The sequence below is a fragment of the Lacihabitans soyangensis genome, assembly GCF_024343775.1.
In the GTDB taxonomy this organism is placed as follows: Bacteria; Bacteroidota; Bacteroidia; order Cytophagales; family Spirosomataceae; genus Leadbetterella; species Leadbetterella soyangensis.
Window position 1 is genome coordinate 18,553 of record NZ_RJUF01000006.1, and the last position, 19,439, is coordinate 37,991.

Annotated in this window: 15 protein-coding genes and 1 tRNA gene; 6 read left to right on the forward strand and 10 right to left on the reverse strand. The window is 38.9% G+C overall.

Annotation, left to right across the window (positions count from 1 at the left end; all coding sequences use genetic code 11):
- Positions 1-20: 20 nt before the first annotated feature.
- Complete coding sequence (locus EGI31_RS04040; RefSeq protein ID WP_255035876.1) at positions 21-665, forward strand: pseudouridine synthase; 645 nt, start codon at positions 21-23, stop codon at positions 663-665.
- Positions 666-742: 77 nt separating this feature from the next.
- Positions 743-1,801 (forward strand): dipeptidase, encoded by a 1,059-nt coding sequence (locus tag EGI31_RS04045; protein WP_255035877.1) that lies wholly within the window; start codon positions 743-745, stop codon positions 1,799-1,801.
- Positions 1,802-1,892: 91 nt separating this feature from the next.
- Here the strand turns inward: EGI31_RS04045 and EGI31_RS04050 are convergent, their stop codons facing one another.
- The 6 genes from EGI31_RS04050 to EGI31_RS04075 all read right to left on the reverse strand — a co-directional run bounded on the left by EGI31_RS04050 (position 1,893) and on the right by EGI31_RS04075 (position 9,366).
- Positions 1,893-2,879 carry an NAD(P)H-dependent glycerol-3-phosphate dehydrogenase gene (locus EGI31_RS04050; RefSeq protein WP_255035878.1) on the reverse strand — a complete coding sequence of 329 codons (987 nt, stop codon included), beginning with the start codon at positions 2,877-2,879 and terminating at the stop codon, positions 1,893-1,895.
- A gap of 109 nt (positions 2,880-2,988) precedes the next feature.
- A complete protein-coding gene (locus EGI31_RS04055; RefSeq protein WP_255035879.1) occupies positions 2,989-4,383 on the reverse strand; it encodes an efflux RND transporter periplasmic adaptor subunit in 1,395 nt (464 codons plus the stop codon).
- 5 nt (positions 4,384-4,388) lie between these two features.
- Positions 4,389-5,846: a TolC family protein gene (locus tag EGI31_RS04060; RefSeq protein ID WP_255035880.1), complete on the reverse strand. Its 1,458-nt coding sequence runs from the start codon at positions 5,844-5,846 to the stop codon at positions 4,389-4,391.
- 111 nt (positions 5,847-5,957) lie between these two features.
- The gene (locus EGI31_RS04065) at positions 5,958-6,809 is read right to left on the reverse strand and encodes a helix-turn-helix domain-containing protein (protein ID WP_255035881.1); all 852 of its coding nucleotides are present in this window, start codon (positions 6,807-6,809) and stop codon (positions 5,958-5,960) included.
- A 130-nt stretch (positions 6,810-6,939) separates the two neighbouring features.
- Complete coding sequence (locus tag EGI31_RS04070) at positions 6,940-8,541, reverse strand: amidohydrolase family protein (protein WP_255035882.1); 1,602 nt, start codon at positions 8,539-8,541, stop codon at positions 6,940-6,942.
- Between the two features lie 126 nt (positions 8,542-8,667).
- Positions 8,668-9,366: a 3-keto-disaccharide hydrolase gene (locus EGI31_RS04075; protein ID WP_255035883.1), complete on the reverse strand. Its 699-nt coding sequence runs from the start codon at positions 9,364-9,366 to the stop codon at positions 8,668-8,670.
- 175 nt (positions 9,367-9,541) lie between these two features.
- Here EGI31_RS04075 and EGI31_RS04080 point away from each other — a divergent pair, with 175 nt between their 5' ends.
- Complete coding sequence (locus EGI31_RS04080; RefSeq protein WP_255035884.1) at positions 9,542-11,089, forward strand: DUF1800 domain-containing protein; 1,548 nt, start codon at positions 9,542-9,544, stop codon at positions 11,087-11,089.
- A 3-nt stretch (positions 11,090-11,092) separates the two neighbouring features.
- Positions 11,093-12,724: a DUF1501 domain-containing protein gene (locus EGI31_RS04085; RefSeq protein WP_255035885.1), complete on the forward strand. Its 1,632-nt coding sequence runs from the start codon at positions 11,093-11,095 to the stop codon at positions 12,722-12,724.
- 9 nt (positions 12,725-12,733) lie between these two features.
- On the opposite strand, the gene EGI31_RS04090 is transcribed toward EGI31_RS04085, so the two are convergent.
- Together EGI31_RS04090 and EGI31_RS04095 are read right to left on the reverse strand one after the other, a co-directional pair.
- Positions 12,734-15,151, reverse strand: a complete 2,418-nt coding sequence (locus tag EGI31_RS04090; RefSeq protein WP_255035886.1) for a M56 family metallopeptidase — start codon at positions 15,149-15,151, stop codon at positions 12,734-12,736.
- 11 nt (positions 15,152-15,162) lie between these two features.
- Positions 15,163-15,525, reverse strand: a complete 363-nt coding sequence (locus EGI31_RS04095; protein ID WP_310586162.1) for a BlaI/MecI/CopY family transcriptional regulator — start codon at positions 15,523-15,525, stop codon at positions 15,163-15,165.
- Between the two features lie 224 nt (positions 15,526-15,749).
- Here EGI31_RS04095 and EGI31_RS04100 point away from each other — a divergent pair, with 224 nt between their 5' ends.
- Complete coding sequence (locus EGI31_RS04100) at positions 15,750-16,400, forward strand: hypothetical protein (protein WP_255035887.1); 651 nt, start codon at positions 15,750-15,752, stop codon at positions 16,398-16,400.
- 18 nt (positions 16,401-16,418) lie between these two features.
- Here EGI31_RS04100 and EGI31_RS04105 read toward each other — a convergent pair whose 3' ends face one another.
- Positions 16,419-17,615, reverse strand: coding sequence for an anhydro-N-acetylmuramic acid kinase (locus tag EGI31_RS04105; protein ID WP_255035888.1), 1,197 nt, complete (start codon positions 17,613-17,615; stop codon positions 16,419-16,421).
- Between the two features lie 211 nt (positions 17,616-17,826).
- A complete protein-coding gene (locus EGI31_RS04110; RefSeq protein ID WP_255035889.1) occupies positions 17,827-19,152 on the reverse strand; it encodes a 4Fe-4S dicluster domain-containing protein in 1,326 nt (441 codons plus the stop codon).
- A 175-nt stretch (positions 19,153-19,327) separates the two neighbouring features.
- Here EGI31_RS04110 and EGI31_RS04115 point away from each other — a divergent pair.
- Positions 19,328-19,400 (forward strand) — tRNA-Phe (locus EGI31_RS04115).
- The last annotated feature ends 39 nt before the right edge of the window (positions 19,401-19,439 follow it).

The window sequence follows — 19,439 nt, forward strand, 5'->3', positions numbered from 1 at the left end:
AAGCCAAAATACATTTAATTTTGGGTGAAAATTTTAATCAAAAAAGCTTTATCGAAATCCTCTCAGAAGTGCCCAACCGTTATTTTATTCTCAACAAGCCTTATGATATGCTTTCGCAGTTTACCGGAGATAAATTTGATAACAACATGCTCGGAAAGATTGATTTTGATTTTCCAGAAGGCACGCATGCTATCGGTAGACTCGATAATCTTTCAGAGGGATTGTTGATTTTGACCACCAACAAAAAGGTTACAAAATTGCTTTTTAACAGCAAAATTCTACACAAACGCACTTACTTGGTGCAGGTGGACGCTACCATTACCGACGAAAACATTGAAAATTTACGGTCTGGCGTAGAGATATTGCTAAGAGGAAACAAATTGTGGACCACCAGCCCCTGTGAGGTGGAACGAATAGAAAAACCCGACGATTGTTATAACATCGTAAACACCTTGCACCCTCGTCACCCACACGCTTGGCTTAAAATGACCCTCACAGAGGGCAAATACAGGCAGATTCGGAAAATGATAATTGCTGTAAACAACAAGTGTAAAAGGCTGATTAGAACTTCCATAGAAGATATTGAATTGGGTGATTTGCCTGTTGGAAAAGTTAGAGAATACGAGGAGGAGGAGTTTTTTAAGCTTCTGAAAATTGACTACTAACCCCGAAATAAAATCTTGTTTCTAGGATTCTCCAAGATCTGTCCCATATTTTTGTAACAGAAATTCAACCATAAAATATGCTTATTGTAGACGCCCATTTAGACCTAGCCATGAATGCCCTCGAATGGAATCGCGACCTCACCCAGGAGGTTTCGGATATAAACGCTCGAGAGTTTGGCATGACAGATAAACCAGATAGGGGCAAGGCCACTATTTCGTTAAATGAACTCCGTAAAGGGAACATTGGCTTAGTGGTAGCCACACAAATTGCTCGTTTTGTAAAGGCAGAGAGTACTTTGCCAGGTTGGAACTCGCCTGAGCAAGCATGGGCACAAACGCAGGGTCAGTTGGCTTGGTACGAAGCCATGGAGGCGAAGGGCGAAATGCGAATGATCAAATCTTCATCAGATTTACAAAACCATCTTTCTATTTGGGAAAATGACAAAAAAGCCATCGGATTTGTTTTAAGCTTGGAAGGAGCAGATTCTATTATTGACTTAAGTTACTTGGAGAAAGCTTACAATAAAGGACTCAGAGCCATTGGACCAGCTCATTATAAAGAAGGTCGATATGCCAACGGAACAGATTCTACAGGGAAAATGGGAAAGGCTGGGATTGACCTTTTGAAAGAGATTGAACGATTGGGTATGATTTTGGACATGACCCATCTTTGTGACGATGCGTTTTGGCAAGCTCTAGAAAACTATAACGGTGCTTTGTGGGCAAGCCACAACAATTGCCGAAAGTTTGTAAACCACAACCGCCAATACTCCGACGAACAAATAAAAGCGATCATAGAAAGAAATGGGGTTATTGGAGTGGCACTGGACGCCTGGATGATGGTTCCTAATTGGACACGTGGAGTTTCTGATCCGAAAACGACCAATTGTAATCTGGAAATAGCGGTAAATAACATTGATCATATTTGCCAACTGGCAGGAAATACGAATCATGTAGGTATTGGCTCGGATTTAGACGGAGCTTACGGCAGAGAGCAGTGCCCTTATGATTTGGAAACGATAGCAGATTTGCAAAAAATAGAAGATATTTTAAAAAATCGCGGGTACAGAGAAAGTGATATTTCGAAAATAATGCACCAAAATTTCATTGATTTTTTGATGAAGAACCTCCCTTAGAGCGATTTTCCTAAATCGCTGGGTTATAAAAGTTAAAGAGAGGTTATTTCAAACATTTAGGAAAATTGTTTTAGTCAAGCTCAAATCTGTTTTACACCAGTTGCTCTTTCAGAACTTCAAATGCTTTCAAGAGACTTTGGTTTTTGTATAGAACACCATATACAAACTCCAAAATTGGCATTTTGACCTCTAAATTTTTGTTTATCTCGTGGATACTTTTAGTGGCATAATAGCCTTCCGCTATCATGTTAAGTTCCATTTGAGCTGTTTTGACGGAATATCCCCTGCCTATCATGTTGCCAAAAGTACGGTTTCTGCTAAATTGTGAGTAGGCAGTTACCAACAAATCTCCTAAATAGGCCGAAGAGTTTATTTCTCTTTCACTCGGGGATATTTTATTCACAAATCGCTCGATTTCGAGCATGGCATTGGACACCATTACGGCTTGGAAATTATCACCGGCTCCCAGTCCATGTGTAATACCACAGGCCATGGCTACAATGTTTTTCATAACCGCCGCATACTCTACCCCGTCGATGTCGTTGATGTAGGCGGTTTTGACGAATCTACAAGAGAGCAAGGCGGCAAATTCTTTGGCGGTTAGGATACCTTCAGAGGCTATGGTTAAGTAAGATTGTTTTTCCAAAGCTATTTCTTCGGCATGGCATGGCCCGGCTATGGCTGCTATTTGATCTTTGGCGACATTATACTTTTTCGAAAACCAGTCCGTAACCAACATATTGCATGAGGGAACTATGCCTTTTACGCCAGAAACTATTTTTTTACCAACAAACAACTCAGGATTAACCTCGGAGATTGCACTTTCAATAAATGCCGCCGGAATGGCCAAAATCACCCAATCTGTATTCTTAAGTGCTTCTTTGAGGTTATGATACGGCTTTATTTTTGAGGGATGTAGCTCCACACTGCTCAGATATTGTGGATTGTGGTGGTGTTTTTTGATGTGATTTATGGCCTCCAAATCACGTAACCACCATTTTATCTTTATGTTTTTTTCTGAAAGAATTTTTATCAAGGCAGTGGCCCAGCTTCCTCCTCCAATTATGGTTACGTTCATTTGTTCTGAAATGTTTACACAACAAAATTAGGCTTTTTTGAACAATTTTTTCACAAAAAAAGAGTGGCAAATCCTTACCACTCTCCCTTTTGTTATTTCTCTTGCAAAATTATTTCTTCACTTCAGCCTTCTTTTTGGCTACTTTGTCACCATCTTTTAGTTTTTTGGAAACCTCCAAAAACGGCCCTGAAATTATTTCCTCTCCAGCTTTCAAGCCGGAAGTTATCTCTATCAAACCAGCACTGGTGTCTGTTATGCCCGTTTTTACTTCACGTTTTTTGGCCACACCCTTGTCATTGATAAACACTATTTCTTTCGGTTTTTCTTTCTTAGAATCGGCATCCTCGGTTACGGCTCCCAGACCCATTCCATCTTCGTCGTCTGCTTTTTTAGCACCTTTATCTTTTCCTTCTACTCGGGTGGTTACAGCCGAGATTGGCACCGAAATAACCGAAGTTTTTGTGGCTGTAACAATATCAACAGTGGCGGTCATACCAGGTTTGAAAGGGTATTTTTTACCTTTTCGTACGTCTATTAAGTCGCGGTAAGAAGAAGGTAAAATTTTGATTCTAACCTCAAACTCGGTCACCGATTCGGTGGAATTACTGGCAGCTCCTGTTAATGTTCCCCCTGCTCCGTTTGCCGTATTAGCTACTTGTGTTACTAATCCTTTGAACTTTTTGCCAGAAGCCGAGTACGCATCTACATCCACGATAACGGTATCCCCAAGGCCAACTCTTATTATGTCATTTTCATTAACATTTACTCTTACCTCCATATTGTTGAGGTCGGCTATTCTCAAAAGCTCTGTACCCGCCATTTGAGAAGTTCCCACCACTCTTTCGCCAAGTTCTACTGCCAGTTTCGATACGATTCCGTTCATTGGAGCATATATATTGGTTTTTCTCAAGTTTTCAGAAGCGTCTTTTAATGCTGCCTCTGCACTGTTTATTCCAAACTTAGCAGCTTCGTAGTTTGATTTTGAGGCATCTACGTCTTGTTTAGCTATTTTAAGATTGGTTTCAGCCGTTTCGAAATCTGATTGAGAAATTACTTTGTCAGCCAATAGTTTTTTCTGACGATTGTACTCCATCTGAGCTCTTAATAGTTGTGATTCTGCTCTGGCGATACTTGCTTTAGTTTGTTCAGCGGTTGCCCTCGACTGATTCACTCCAGCTCTGAACCTATCCACCACGGATACGTAGTTTTCAGGTTGGATTTTCAAAAGCAACTGGCCTTTTTTTACAGAGTCGCCCTCTTTTACATATAAAGCGATGATTTCTCCTGGAACATCCGGCGAAATTTTTACTTCCACCTCTGGCTGTATTTTACCTGATGCCGAAACAGTTTCTACGAGAGTTCCAGAACCTACTTTGGCCAGTTCTACCTCAGTTGGCTTTTCCGCCATTATCCAGCCTTGTTTTTTAGCTACCAAAAATGCAACTAACAACACTACCAATGCACCGAGCAATATCCACCATATTTTATTCGATTTCTTTTTCATTTTACTTAAAATTCAAGGGGTTTATTCTGATAAAAGTCTAATATTTTGATTCTAAAGATGTAGTCATACTTGGCTACAACCAAGTTAGATTTTGCTCTGTCAAGATTGGTTTTGGCCAAATTGTAATCCACAAAGTTGCTTGCTCCAGCATTGTATCTAGACTCCGCCGCCTTGAAAGATCTCTCAAGAGCATTGGTTTGAGCCAAAGTTGCTGAGTATCTTTTTTGAGCGTTTAGCATAGTAATGTATGCCTGATCAATATTTTGTTTGATTTGTAGTTTGACACTTTGATTTTGCAAATCAACCTGCATTTTCTGTATTTTGGCAGCTTGTGTTTGGTATTTCTGGTTGTAACCATTGAATATAGGAATTCTGGCAGAGAGACCTACGTTCAGGTTTTGGTTGCTTCCCAATTGTCTGAAATACGGTATGCCATCTGACGCATAAGAAGTTTGAGGAAAGTTTATTACAAAAGGAATAGTTTGACCTTCAAACTGTGCCGAAACCGGAATCGGATTGGATGTAGTACCTGTTTCTGTGAGTCTTTTGGCAGCACTTGAAAATGCCGTTCCCCAGCTTGTGTTGGCAGATATGCTTGGCAAACCAAGACTTTTAGCGATGGCTATATTTTTATCCGCGGCTTTTAACCTAATTTCACCAGCCTTAACCTCCGGCAGGTATCCAACTGCAATTTGATAAACCGAATTGGCGTTTTCGCCATAGTTTACAATGTTCGGGTCAGGAACAATTATTCTCGCAACTTGTACGTTCATGTCTGCTGGTGCATTCATGGCTTGTTTCAATGTCAGAATTGCTGACTCGAGGCTATTTTGGGCATTTATGAGACTGAGTTCGTCGTTGGCTGTTTGAGCATCTAAGTCGAACAAGTTAGTTTCTGGTAGAGAACCTGCCTCAACTAATTTTTGTGTACGCTCATATTGCAGCCTTGTTACATCCAGTTGTCGCTGAGCCACATCTATCAGGTCTTCTGCCGACAATACATTCAAATAGGCAACAGTCACTTGTAGCGACACATTGTTTTTCTGAGTGGCAACGTCCATCTGAGCTGCCTCAAGACTGAGCTGGCTTCTTTCTACGGTGTTTTTATTTCTGCTACCGTCAAAAATCGGCATGCTCAAACCTACTCCCATGTTGTTGGTACCGATGGTGTTGGTTACGATACCGTTGGTAAACGGATCCACGTTTCTACCTGCGTTACCATTTAAATTAAACTGGCCGTTGGCGGTGGGTAGTTTGGCTACTTTCGATTGATTGAGCTGAACAATTCCACTTTCCACGGCCATTTGAGACTGTTTGAGTGATACATTGTTGTTTATGGCGTAATCAATACATGCCCGTAAGGAATATTTCTGTGCTACTTCAGAACCCGTGACTTTCGTTTGGGCGAAGCAGTGACTACCGTAAATAAGAAAAACCGAAAGGAGTAGTTTTTTGAATTTCATACATTAATCCAATAATTGAGTGCAATTTTAATAAGGATACGGTACTCGTCGCTATATAATTTATTTGAACGGCAAAAATTGGCAAAATACGGGCAAGTGGGTGGTTTAAAACTATTTGCTGATTTTATTGGGGGTTATTCCGAATTTCTCCTTGAAACTTTTAATAAAGTGTGACACACTCTCGTAGCCAACAGTTTCGGCAACTTCCTCTATGTTGCCCATTTTGTTTTTTATCAGAAAAGCTGCGTGTTCGAGTTTCTTGTCTTTTATCCACTGGCCAGGCGATTGACCAAATATTTCTTGAAACTCACGCTTGAAACCCGACAAGCTTCTACCTGAAAGTTTCGCCAGTTCATCGAGGTTTAGGGGTTTTAGGTAGAATGTATTCAGAATATATTCCAAGTCTGCTTTTTGACCCGTATAAATAGAAAAAAGAAGATTTTTTAATTGATTATTTGGGTCAAACTCCAACAAGTGGAGCAATAATTCCTGCACTTTAAGTTTCAGAAATTGATTGAGATATTTGGTTTTGCTTTTGAAATACGGCAAAATGGACTCTATATATTTGCCAAAAGCTTCGTTGGATTTTAGGGTTAAAAGCCATGAACTGTTTGGGTCTATGGCTGAAGTGTTTTCGAAAAGCTCGAGGTTTTGACTGACAAATTCTTTCAATATTTTTTCATCAAAAAAGAACACCAAACTTTTGTAGGCCTCATTGATAGACTCTGACATTAGGTAATAACCTCTTTTTACAAAAAGTACATCGCCTTTTTGAACACGAACTTCGGAACTTGAGCTGCTAAATATTTTGTCTCCTTCGAGTACATAAATAACCGCATTTTCCTCAAAAAACACATCGTTTTTGGATGGATACACATCGCTACGGTAAGCTACAAAAGTGTTTTCTTGAATTTTTAAGGATTCAAACTGATGGGCTTGTATTTCGGAGGGAATTCGGAGCATTATTTTATTTTCAGAGAAGATTTCCTTTTCTCATCAAGAACACGTACTAAAATGAAGTGACACGGATAATTTTATAGGAATTGTTATCTCTAATTTTTTGGTCTCAATTAATAATTTTTGTCAAAAAAACTCAATTCCCCAATTTTCCCTCACCGGTTCTCTTAATTCCTGGCTGTAGTATCTCATAATTTTCTTCTTCTTTTGCTTTTTTAACGATGGCTTTTACGTCTTCGAGCAGTTTTTTGGCATCATAAACTATACCATCTTTAACGGTATATTTAACGCCACCAACTCTTATCACCTCGTTTTTATCGTTCACTTTTATGGCTCCAGTTCCATATAGTGTCTTTAGGTTAGCCAATGGGTTTTCTTCCATAATGGCGAAATCCGCCAATTTCCCAACTTCCACTGAGCCAATTTCTTTGTCCATTCCCAAGGCCTCTGCTCCTTTTATGGTAGCGGCCCTGATTACTTCTAATGGATGAAATCCGGCCTCACGCAAGAGTTCCAACTCTCGGATATACGCAAAACCGTAGAGCTGATAGATAAATCCTGAGTCAGAACCTGTGGTTACACGGCCACCTTTGTTTTTGTATTCGTTAACAAACCGCATCCAGATTCTGTAGTTTTCTTTCCATTGGATTTCTTGCTCAGTGCCCCAGTTGAGCCAGTAACTTCCGTGCGAAATACGGCTCGGTCCGTAAAAACGCCAAAGAGACGGCAGGGTGTATTCGTCGTGCCATTCGGCTCTCCGAGCCAACATCAACTCTCTGTTGGCTTCATAAATATTGAATGTTGGGTCAAGCGTAAAGTCTAATTTGAGAAGCTCGTCCATCACTTTATACCATTTTTCTGAACCGGGCTCAGCTGCTTGTTTCCAGAGTTTACCGGCTTCCTCAAATCTGTGCTGTTCGTTGTTGTAGTTATAATCTGCTGGATAGTTCTGCAAAGTTCTCTCATCAAATAAGGCTTCAGGCAATCCATACCAATGCTCCATAGAAGTCAAACCCGCTTTTGCAGTGGCCAGAACATTCATTCGGGCAACTTCTAGCTGAGCATGATGACAAGCTGAACGCAAACCCAATAGCTTGTTTTCGCCCAATGCTGCTCTGAAAACATCTGGCTCTGCTCCAAAGAATTTTATGCCGTCCGCACCTTTTTTAGCGTTATTTCGCACCCATTCTTTGGCTTGCTCAGGTGTGGTAATCGGAGTATCAGAACCCATTCCGAAGGCAGTGTAGGCCAATATCCTTGGGGCAACGATTTCGTTTTTAAGACTTTTTTGTTTGTGTTTCAAAGTCCAGTCTAGTCCATTTCCGGCTGAAGGGTCCCGGATAGTGGTGATACCATGGCCCATCCAAAGTTTAAAAACATACTCCGAAGGCGTTCCCTGCGAGCTGCCGCCTATATGACCATGCATATCTACAAAACCAGGTGTAAGATACATGCCGGTGCAATCCAGTTCTTTATCGCCAGCTTCTGCTTTGGGGCGGCGTTTTGGGTCTATGGGCACTCCAGGGTAGCCTACTTGTTTTATTTCTTTGATTCGGTTTTTCTCTACTACTATATCTACTGGCCCAACGGGTGGAGCACCTGTGCTATTTACTAAAGTTACTCCTCTGATTATGAGTTTATTATAGGGTCCGTCGCCCTCAGTTCTGTTAGGAGCGTCTTTTATTTGACTAAAAACCAAAAAGGGAGCAAGAAGCAGAGTAAATAATGTTTTTTTCATTGCAGATGAGGCTAGGTAATTTGATGACTCAATTTAGGAAAAATCTTTTAGAGTCGTGGTTTTTGAGCAAAAAAAAGACCCTCAAAGAAATTTTGAGGGTCAGATTTTGAATATTTTTAAGAAATTTTACAACTCCTTAATTCTAATATTTTTGAAAGAAACTTCATTTCCATGGTCTTGAAGGCCTATTTTTCCTTTTGGATATTTGCCAAAACCTTCCCAAGTTTTAAATTTGCTGTCTGCTACCATTGCCTCCCACTGAGGACCAACGGTTGGGTAAGTCACTGCCAATATGCCATTTTGCCAAACGGTCACTTGATTGTTCAATTTCTTGATTTTTACTTTGTTCCACTCGCCTGCAGGTTTCCCTTTTGAGGCTGATGGAATCATGTCGTATAGCGATCCTGACTTACGGTTACCGTTTTTTCCTTGTTTGGCGTCTGGATGACCCTCGTCGTCTAATACTTGTATTTCTGGGCTTGTTAAGTAGGGCGTGCTGTATTTGGCGTCTTCAAATACCCCATAAAAAATACCACTGTTGCCGTTTTTGGCTATTTTCCACTCCAGTTCTAACTCAAAATTTTCGTATGACTGATCTGATATCAAATCATTTACTTTATAGTCACTTTTGGCGGTATGGTCAAACGCAAAGGCTCCATCTACAATTTTCCATTTGGCATTTACTGGTTCCCCGGCGTGATTATAAATGTGCCAGTTTTTAAAGGTTTTGCCATCGCTAAGTTTAACCCACTTGCCTTTTTTTTGTGCAAAAGCAAAAGTCGAAACCACCGAGAGAGCCAGAATGAATAAAATACACTTTTTCATTTATCGTTTTTTATTAGTTGAACAAACACAAATATATGTTATAATTTAGGAAACTAAATAAATTATTTTAATAATTGCCTGTGTGGGTATTCCCTCTCAAAACACCCTCTAATACAATTCTAATTTGGCAAAACGCTGTTTTCTCTATAACTTGTAACAGTTTTCAGCACATAAAATGGGTATCATTTCGAGAAGAAATTTTTTTGATAGTTTGTTGGAGTCGACTCGCTCCAGATTGGATATAAATGCCAACTTGGATGAGTACACACAGCCACTATCGAGACTTCAGGTACAGCATTTGTTGAGAAGGACTACATTTAGTTTGTCCAATTCTATTATTGACAAATATGTGGGTAAAACTGCTGGTTTTGTAGTAGACGAATTGTTTACGAATGCTGATGCAGCAATTAACCCATCCCCTCCTTTTTTTCATAATGACCATATTAAAAACCCGGGAAATCTCTCAGGAAAACAAAGGGAGGAAGCCGATGCCAAAAGAAATCTTCTTTTTGGAGAGTACAACTATGTTTTAGGAGAATGGTGGGTTACCTTAATGAAAAAGGATACGGTGAGTGTTTTAGAAAAAATGGTTTTGTTTTGGCATGACCATTTCGCTACTCAGTTTCAGAGCTGCGATAACATCCCGGCCATATCTATGTATAGGCAAAACGATCTATTTCGTAAAAATTATGCTGGCAACCTTAGAAATTTGCTGGAGCAGCTTACGATTGATGGGGCAATGCTAAAGTATCTAAATGGCAACCTAAACATAAGTGCCTCTCCAAACGAAAACTATGCTAGAGAACTTATGGAGCTTTTTTCGTTGGGTGTGGGCAATTACACGGAGCAAGACGTCAGAGAAGCCTCTAAAATTCTTACTGGCTGGAAAGTCAATTATTTTTTAGATGAAGGCACTCCCTATAAGCCATATCTCAATATCGCAGAATTTGACAAATCCACCAAGATTTTTATGGGCGAGGTTTTTGCCGTAAATTATGAGGTAAATGAACAAAATGTCTTTAAGAACTCCATCCAAAAACTCATAGATGTAATTCTCTCAAAGAAAGGCGAGGTTGCTGCAAAATTTATCAGCAACAAACTTTACCAATATTTCGTTTACGCCAACCCCCAAAAGGCTGATGCAAGTGTAATTGACCAAATGGCCAAATTGGTTACTGATAATAATTTTGAACTTAAACCAGTTTTAAAAAGACTTTTAAAAAGCCAACATTTTTTTGATGATTTGAATGTTGGAGCTCAAGTTAAGTCGCCTGCTGAGACGGTTATAGGTATGCTGAAGCATTTAAAATATCCTGACAGGTGGGCTCGTAATATTATGGCAACCCTTGGTTTGGAGCTTTTTAATCCACCAAACGTAGCTGGGTGGAAAGGTTATAGGTCGTGGATTAGTACCAAGACACTTCCAACAACCGTTTATTATATCAAAGAAATAATTAACAATAACACCAATACCGAATTGGCAAATTGGGCCCTAAGCATTGAAGGCAGTGGTGATGTCCAAATTCTTACAGAGCGGTATATAGAATTATTTTTAGCTAGGCCTGTCTCGGAGGATAGATTTAAAAAGTTCAAAAATGTGTTTTTGAGCGGAGCACCGGACTATGAATGGTACGAAATCATCAAAAACAAGGATCAGACTGGTCAAAGAGTGAGGAGTTTTCTGTTTGAAATAATTAAAGCACCCGAGTATTTCTTATTTTAGAATATGATAAAAAGGAGAGATTTTATAAAGCAGTCCACAATGGGCGTTGGGGTAGTAAGCAATCTATCTTTGGGCAAAATGCACGTGAGTGCGTTTGAGCCGGCTTTAGCAAATGTCCAAAACGATAATATTCTGGTGGTTATTCAGCAGTTTGGCGGCAACGACGGCATGAACACCATCACGCCATACGAGTGGGAATCGTACTATACTTTGTACAGACCTAAACTTCATATTCCTAAAAACGTGGTAGAGCCCATCAGCAAAGACTTGGGTATGGCTATGCACCCGAACCTTAAACGCGGGCCCAAAAACGGTATGCTGGGATTGTTTAATGCGGGTAAATTGGCCGTTATGCATGGCTTGGGCTATCACAACCCCAACTATTCGCACTTTAGATCTACAGATATTTGGTTGAGCGGTGTGGTGCCAAACAACGATACCGAGCCGCTGAAATCGGGGTGGTTGGGTAGGTATTTTGACAGAGTAAGGCCTTCAGAACGTACAGATAGTCCATTTTGTTTGCAAATTGGACAGAATCCTTCACTCATGTTTTTAGGTGAAACGGGTGAGAAATCTATAGTCCTGGAAGATGCCGAACAGCTTTATAGTCAGGCTAAGTCTGTTGAATCCAACAAAATCAATATTGGCGGCTCGGCGTATTTTATGAGTGAGTTTGACTATGTCAATAAAGTTGGGCAGGAGGTTAACGAATATTCCAAAGTAATCAAGAAAGCTTTTGATAGCGGCAAGAATATCGAAAAATATGCCGACCAACCTTTGGCAAATCAGCTCAAGTTGGTGGCAAGGTTGATAAATGGCGGCCTGAAATCAAAGGTGTATTTTGTAGAACATCATGGCTACGACACGCACTCCAATCAGGGTGTTTTGGATGGAATACATTCAAGGCTTTTGGCCGAATTGAGTGAGGCTATTAGTGCGTTTCAGTCTGACATAGAGCAGTTGGGTCATGCGTCCAAAGTTGTGGGTATTACGACCTCTGAGTTTGGTAGAAGACCTTATGAAAACGGATCTCTAGGTACAGACCACGGCACTGCAAATGTCGGATTTGCTTTTGGAGAAGCCGTAAAAGGCGAGATATTTGGTTTTCATTTCGCATTCTTGCAATTCCGTGATTTTCAGAATCTATGGTTTAAAACTGACTTCAGGAGTATTTATTATGAGATAATGGTCAGTTGGTTTGATCAAACCCCAGAATACGCACAGAACGTTCTGGGGTCAAAGTTTGCATATATTGAGGAGAAGGGATTTCTAAAAAGTACTAAAAAAGACATTACGCTACCACCACCTCCAGATGTGCCAAAGGTAAACATGGATTTGAACAATCCCGACAATCCACTGAGTCCTTTGAATATTACTGAGCAGGACAAGTTTACGCTTTATCCAAACCCTGTTCAAGGCAATTCTGCATTTTTAAATATGCGACTCTATTTTCAAGGATCGGTGAGAATTGTGCAGACTTATGTAAATGGCCAAGAAATGGGCGTAATCCACGAAAAGACTTACCAGGCGGGTCTTCACAATGTTTATCTTGAGTTAAAAGGCGGTCCTGGGCTTTATCTTCTTCGTATAAAAGTGGGAAAACGGAATCACTTTGTTAGGTGTTTGAAGATATAGAATTCCTTTTTAGAACCTGGTAGTAGTCAGATTAAAGTAGCCGTCGTAGTCTTTTAAAACTGCTCCAAAACGGGTAATGTCCGCTTCTCCTATTTTTTCAGTGCAAACACCACCAATAATTTTCAACTCAGTATTTTCGATATCATTCTCAGAAACAATATTTTTATCAATCATGAAAAGAATTTTGCTGTTTTTGGGAACATTTAAACTTAAATGAGTGCTCGTCTTGTCTTCTTTGTGAATAATTATTTTTTCGAATTCCTTACCTTCTGCATCTTTGTAATTGATTCTTAAAACTCTCTTTTTGTTGGCATTAAGATGTTTTTTTACGATTTCACGAGCAATGGACAATTCCTTTTCGTTAGTAAATACGTAATCATTAATGGAACGCATTTCAAAATATCCATCTTTTGCTTTTTCACCATATTTAGTAATTGCCTTTTCGTTGTTTGGCAGGTAAATAAGTGACCAGCCGAATGCCTTAGTATTCAATCTTGTCAAAATTTCTGCAGGAAACTCTTCGCCATTAATTATAACCAAAGGATTTTCGCCTAGAAAATTGGTTTCATATACCGTTCTAATTTCCTTTTTCTGATTAATTTCCTGTATTTCTATACTACCAGTTACAATGTCGTATTTATTAGACATTAATACTCCTTTAAACCACGCATTATTAATTGATATTTTGGTTTCTTTGGTATTCAAGTTTCCCTCAAATACCAGGCATTCGTCCAATCTTGATAGTTTTGTGTCAGCTTCACCTTTTTGCTTCACCCAGTGACGCATTTGGCTTAAATCAAAACTTTTGGTTTGTTTGCCAAAGAGTATCTTAACTTTATCCAAACCACCAGAAGGATTTTCGGAATAATCTAATAACTCAAAATTAAAACCATTCTTTGAGAAGTATTCTTTTGCTTCTTCTGCTGCTTTGCGTGTCAATTTATCGGGGTAAACGGTATAACTTATAGAGTCCGAACTATGGCTAATAATGCTGGACTCCGAGTTGATATTAAAGCTGTTGTGTTGCTTTTTAGGCAAATTGCTTTTATTAATGAGTAAACTTGATGAGCCAAAAAAGTATGAAATTTGTGATTTTTCGAAATTTCGGTCATACGCTTCCATTATAAAAAAAGCACCATTTCGTCCCTGATCTCTGCACTTTTGCATATCGAAGTACTCGGCAGAGGTGATTTGTCCTGTTTTTAGGTGTTTTATAGCTAACTTTAGTTTTTTATAATTTCCGTTAATGTCAAGCTCTTTTTCTGAAATAACAAGAGCCAAATTTCTTTTTTGAATTTCGGCATTTACTGCTGCAATGGTACTTTCTGTTAAAGAAATTGGATTTACTTCGTATCTGTAACCGTTAAAGTTGACTGTTGTTAAATTGTTGAGAGTAAGATTAGAAGGGGCCATTTTCAGAGCTTTTGTAAATCCCCATGTGGCGTAGTTTCTTTCTTTTTTTATAATTAGCGGATAACTCTTTACCTCTATTTTCGTAATTTTCTTTCTTCCATTTATTTCTTTGTAAACCTTCACGACTTCCTCATTGGTGAATGCGAAAAGCGAGAAGACTAAAAGGGGTAAAGCAGCTAAATATGCATATTTTTTAGATTGTGAAGTGTTGCCGCTAAACAAAAACTCAATCCTTTTTGAAAGCGGCTTTTTGCTCATTTGATTTAGAACTGTATGATTTTCTGAAACCCCCAACTTGAGTAAAAGAAGAGCATACTCTTTGCCGTCAATTTCTTTTACCATCAGGTCATCTACCTCATATTCATGAATTTCTTTAAGAGATTTTTGAAAAAAATGGATTACCGGATTAAACCAAAAAAAGCATTTGGCAATACCCACAAATAGTAAATCTAAAGAATGCAGTTTTTTGAAATGAAGACTTTCGTGTGTGATAATTAGGGATTCTTCTTGTGGATTTAGTAGCTTATTGTTTATAAATATGTTATTAAAAAAGGAAGAATTTTGAAGAAACCCTCCTGTTCTGTAAATCTTTATATTTTGGTGAACAATATCGTATCTTTCTCCTTTTAAGGTATTTATGACGAAAAGAATATTCTTGAAGAATAGCAAAATAGAAATAATTAAACCTAGTAAGTAGACGATTTCTAAAATGTCTATGATCTCAATTTTACTCCATAGCGAATCGTCAGTATCAGTGCTAATAACTGAATTTCTTGAGGTGCTTTGAAATATGGGTTGAGGGTATTCAATAAGTGATGGCGTTGAAATCACTGATGTGTTTAGGTATTCTATTTCTGTTTTGGTATTTGTAAGAAAAGGTAGGAGTATGCTGAGAACTAGGCTAAAGATTAAATAGAATCTATTTGCAGTATGAAAGGTAAATTTGCGAAAGATAAAAAAATACAAGCCATAAAAGCTTATTAAACAAGCGGAGGATTTTAGTAGATATTCCATGTTGGTATTGCTTAATTGTTATCAATTATTTTTCTGAGATTTTCTATTTCTTCTTTACTGAGATTTTCTTTTTTTACCATGAACGATAACAGACTTTCAGCCGAATTGTCGAAATAATTGGCAAACACTTTTTTGAAGGTGAATTGCTTGTATTCCTCTTTTGTAATCTTTGGAAAATACTCGTAAGTTTTTCCATATGCTTTATAGTCTAAAAACCCTTTTCCTTCAAGGAGTCGAACCACCGACGAAATGGTGTTGTAAGGTGGCTTCGGGTCATCAGGCAATTGATCTATGATATCTCTAACCAGACACTTGTCGAGGTTCCAGATGATCTGCATTATTTTTTCTTCTGTTTTTGTTAATTCTTCCATCATGAAACAAACTTAAAACTAAAAAATCAGTTTTGCAACTGTTTTTTCAGTTATTTAATTTAATTTTCAGGAATTAAGCATAAGTGACACGATAACAGATGTTTACCTATGCCGCTTTTTTACTTTACGGTTTATATTTAGAAAAATGAAAATTCTTTACCGTAAAATAATTTTTCTTACCCAAAATGGCTCATTATTTCTATTTTTGAAAAAAAGAGAATCCATCCATGGGTCGATTACTTTTCTTGATTTTGTTTTCTGTAAAATGCTTCGGACAAGTTTCGTCCGATTCCTTGCCAAGCTTTGCCATAAAATATAATCCAGTTCCACTTTTTTTGGAAGTGGACAAGCACCTTCAGATGTCATTTGAGTATTTTATTGACGCAAAAAGAAGTGCCCAGTTCACATTTGGTTTTGGAAATAAAGCGATTTTTAAGAAGGAGGAATATAATGTGGTGTATATGGCTCGCCTAGAATACCGAAAATTCTCTAAACCTTTTTCATCTAAAAAGAATGGTCGAAACTATTGGGCGACGGAGTTGATGTACAAACATGTTGAGGAGCCCTTTTCTCCGGTTACAGCACCAACGGATATTCTTGGTTATACTCAGCCGCCTTATTTCACTAAGTTTTTTGTAAACGTTCTGGCTTCGCATATTAAGATTGGAAGGGAGTATATTGATATGCAGTACTTTCCAGCATTCGATATTTTCCTTGGTCTAGGTGTAAGGGCATATCATAATTATATTGGCTATACACCTCCTGGATATTCAAGAGGCTTTGATGGTTCAATGTTTGGTCGAACTTCTGGTACTGGAGTTTTTCCATCTGCGGTTGTCGGAGTAGGTATAGGCATCGGAAAGTGGAAAAGAAAATGATTCTTTTATAAGTGGCTATCAACTCGGAAAACTCACCTTTCCCATACTTACGCTCGGTACACCTTTTCTAGTGCCAAAATCAGTTTCACCACCGCAAAGGGCTTCGTTGGCTAGTGTTGCAAAGAGTACCGCCTCTTTTGCATCACCATCTATACCGATGTCATCTGTTTTTAAGAATTTCGTATTGGGCATTTTTTGTTTTAAAAGACTTACAATCAGTGGATTGTGCATGCCGCCACCGCTCATGAATACCTCTGAAGGGAGTTCATTTTTTGAAATGGAGAAAATACAGTAAGTGATGGTTTCAGCGGTGAGCTGACAAAGTGTAGCCATAATATCCCCTTTAGAAAGTTCTTTTGTGTTGGATTTTTCTAAAGCAGATTCCAAATAGGCCAGGTTGAAAACCTCTGGTCCGGTGGTTTTGGGTAATGTTCCTTTGAAAAAATCATGTTTTTTCAATTCTAGGAGCAAAGGTTCAGAAACTTGCCCCTTTGAAGCTATTTCGGCATCTTTATCATAAGGAATTCCGAAATGCTTTTGAACAAAAGCATCCATAATCGTATTTCCTGGGCCGGTGTCAGTAGCAAAGACCTTTTCGGGATTCAAATCGCCACTTAAAAACGTGAAATTGGAGATTCCGCCCATGTTGAGCAATATTCTATTTTTGCCTTTTTCGGAGAAAATAAGATAGTCCCCATAAACCGCCAACGGTGCTCCTTCGCCTCCTGCAGCACAATGTTTCTGGCGGAAATCGGACAAAGTCATAATGCCCGTTTTGGCGGCTAAATGATCTCCATCGCCAATCTGGAGTGTGGCGTTGGGAAATTTCTCTATTTTATGTTGGATTTTGGGAGCATGAAACACCGTTTGTCCATGACTTGCAATACAATCAATTTCTGAGTTCGGTATTCCCCATTTCTCTAAAAGTTGATTTACGATTTCTCCATGCAAGTTGCCAATCCAAGGATTCAGCACGCATAGTTGTTGAAATTCTATCTCTTTTTTTGCAAATATCTTCCTGATTTCTACTTTTATATCTTCTGCAAAAGGTACAGTTTCAAACTTCAAAACCTTTACTTTGGTCTTCAATCCACTTTCTTGGTATTCACAAAGAGCCACATCCAGACCGTCCATAGAAGTACCAGACATCAATCCGATGATTATTCGTTTTGGCTTTTTAGCTATTTCGTAGAGTTTTTGGATGTTTTGGTTCATGGGTGTTTTGATCAAGCAAGAAAATTACTCAAAGTAGATATTGCAACAAGAATATTCTAAAAGTGCTTCAAATTTAAACAAAAACACCCAAAAATGAACCCAATATTAAAAGATGGACTTTTATTAACCAATTAACCAATTAACCAATTAACCAATTAACCAATTAACCAATTAACCAATTAACCAATTAACCAATTAACCAATTAACCAATCAATCCTCTTTCGCCCAATCAAACCGCTGGTCAGGAGAGAATTTCCATGGAGCCATGTTGGTTTCGAGGTTTTGGAACATCATGTTCCAGCTTTGAGGAGCTTGGCTTTCTTCCATTACGCGGTAGCGGCGTAGTTGCAAGATTATATCTAGAGGGCTAATCATTACGGGGCATTCCTGCACGCAGGCATTGCAGCTCGTACAAGCCAATATTTCTTCGTCAGTGATATAGTCTCCAAGAAGTGATTTCTCGTCTTTGTAGTCGTTACCATTTTTAATCCAGCCTTTTTGGATGTCTTCCAGTCTGTCCCTGGTGTCCATCATTATTTTACGAGGAGAAAGAGCCTTACCTGTTTGATTGGCCGGGCATGCGGAAGTACAGCGGCCGCATTCGGTACAGCTATAGGCATCCATGAGGTTTTTCCAGCTCAAATCTTCCACATCTTTTGCTCCGAATCTGCCCACCTCTGCTGGGGTTTCAGGAGCTTGTTCAAGGCCTAACATTATTTTCACCTCAGTACTTACAGTAGGCATATTGCTCATTTTACCCTTCGGATTGAGGTCGGAAAAATAAGTGTTTGGAAAAGCCAAAGCAATGTGAAGATGCTTAGAATAAGTGACATACAAGGCAAAAGCCATAATACCCAAGATATGAAACCACCAAGCCGCTCTTTCTGCAAAAATTAACATGCCAGTAGAAAAAGTATCCATAATTGGCACCAACCACTGACTTACGACAAATGGACCCGTGATCGCTTCGGCAAAATGCCCAACACCACGACTTTGAAGTACCGTATCGGCGGCGTTCATTTTCAAGAAAGCAGCCATTAGAATAATTTCAAAAACCAAAATGATGTTACCGTCTTTTACTGGCCAACCTTTCATTTCACGGTGGCGACTTTCCTGCAAACGCTCCACTTTTGTGATATTTCTCCTTATCAAAAACACAACGCAAGCTATCACAACAGCCAAGGCCAATAACTCAAAAATATTGATTAATACTGGGTACAAACTTCCCAAAGGCTTTAAGAAAATGCGGTGCGTGCCCAACAAACCGTCTAGCACAATCTCTAACACTTCCAGATTGATAATGATAAATCCTAGGTAAACGGCTAGGTGTAGAATGGCCACCATTGGTTTTGCAAACATTTTTTTCTGACCAAATGCCAGCAAAAGCATGTTTTTAAGCCTAATACTAGCATTGTCTGTTCTGTCTTCAGCTTTGCCCAATTGAATGGTTTTCTTTATCAACATAACCCTGCGGGCAATAAAATAACCTGCTACACCAAGTGCGGCTAAGAATAATATTTGTGGTATGAAATTCATCTTGTTAGGTTTTTAATAATGGTATGCATGCATACTATATACAAATATCAAGAAAAAGTGGAAGAAAACAAACGCTCGAAAAAAAAATTATGTTTTTTTTAATTGAAATTTGTTATTGAAAACTTTTTCCCTAATTTTGCAGTCCCAAACAGGGACATGGTGGTGAAATCACAATGGTGATGTAGCTCAGTTGGTAGAGCAAAGGACTGAAAATCCTTGTGTCGGCGGTTCGATTCCGTCCATCACCACAAGCCGATTCGAAAGAGTCGGCTTTTTTTGTGCTCCAA

Bases quoted from the DNA above. Each gene is read 5' to 3' on its own strand.
- EGI31_RS04045 (WP_255035877.1), top strand. From the start codon at position 743: ATGCTTATTGTAGACGCCCATTTAGACCTAGCCATGAATGCCCTCGAA.
- EGI31_RS04050 (WP_255035878.1), bottom strand. From the start codon at position 2,879: ATGAACGTAACCATAATTGGAGGAGGAAGCTGGGCCACTGCCTTGATA.
- EGI31_RS04055 (WP_255035879.1), bottom strand. From the start codon at position 4,383: ATGAAAAAGAAATCGAATAAAATATGGTGGATATTGCTCGGTGCATTG.
- EGI31_RS04060 (WP_255035880.1), bottom strand. From the start codon at position 5,846: ATGAAATTCAAAAAACTACTCCTTTCGGTTTTTCTTATTTACGGTAGT.
- EGI31_RS04065 (WP_255035881.1), bottom strand. From the start codon at position 6,809: ATGCTCCGAATTCCCTCCGAAATACAAGCCCATCAGTTTGAATCCTTA.
- EGI31_RS04070 (WP_255035882.1), bottom strand. From the start codon at position 8,541: ATGAAAAAAACATTATTTACTCTGCTTCTTGCTCCCTTTTTGGTTTTT.
- EGI31_RS04075 (WP_255035883.1), bottom strand. From the start codon at position 9,366: ATGAAAAAGTGTATTTTATTCATTCTGGCTCTCTCGGTGGTTTCGACT.
- EGI31_RS04080 (WP_255035884.1), top strand. From the start codon at position 9,542: ATGGGTATCATTTCGAGAAGAAATTTTTTTGATAGTTTGTTGGAGTCG.
- EGI31_RS04085 (WP_255035885.1), top strand. From the start codon at position 11,093: ATGATAAAAAGGAGAGATTTTATAAAGCAGTCCACAATGGGCGTTGGG.
- EGI31_RS04090 (WP_255035886.1), bottom strand. From the start codon at position 15,151: ATGGAATATCTACTAAAATCCTCCGCTTGTTTAATAAGCTTTTATGGC.
- EGI31_RS04095 (WP_310586162.1), bottom strand. From the start codon at position 15,525: ATGATGGAAGAATTAACAAAAACAGAAGAAAAAATAATGCAGATCATC.
- EGI31_RS04100 (WP_255035887.1), top strand. From the start codon at position 15,750: ATGGGTCGATTACTTTTCTTGATTTTGTTTTCTGTAAAATGCTTCGGA.
- EGI31_RS04105 (WP_255035888.1), bottom strand. From the start codon at position 17,615: ATGAACCAAAACATCCAAAAACTCTACGAAATAGCTAAAAAGCCAAAA.
- EGI31_RS04110 (WP_255035889.1), bottom strand. From the start codon at position 19,152: ATGAATTTCATACCACAAATATTATTCTTAGCCGCACTTGGTGTAGCA.